This window comes from Tamlana crocina, from assembly GCF_012037625.1.
In genome coordinates, this window is sequence record NZ_JAAVJS010000323.1 from 1 (window position 1) to 413 (window position 413).

Genomic DNA, 413 nt, shown 5'->3' on the forward strand with positions numbered 1-413 from the left:
CGAATTTGCAGGTAGTGGTGGCATTCAGAATGTTGCCGGAGGCGGTTTGGAAAATGCCGGAATTTGGTACTTTTAACTTACACGCTTCTTTGCTTCCGCAGTACCGGGGAGCAGCGCCTATCAATTGGGCGATCATTAACGGAGAAACAGAAACCGGTGTTTCCACCTTCTTTATTGATGAAAAAATTGACACGGGAGAAATGATCCTGCAGGAAAAAGTAAGCATTGACCGGGATGAGGATGCGGGAAGCCTTCATGATAAATTAATGACCACGGGAGCCAGCCTGGTTTTAAAAACACTTAAAGCTATTGAGGAGGGGCCTGTAAAGACCACTCCTCAAAAGGATGTGGGAGAGTTAAAGACCGCTCACAAGCTTACCCGGGAGAATACCCGGATTGACTGGGAGCAACCT

At 47.5% G+C, this 413-nt stretch carries 1 protein-coding gene; it reads left to right on the forward strand.

Features of this window, described 5'->3' with window-relative positions:
- Window positions 1-413: methionyl-tRNA formyltransferase (locus tag HC176_RS16935; RefSeq protein ID WP_280818708.1), on the forward strand; the 413-nt coding region annotated here is incomplete at both ends.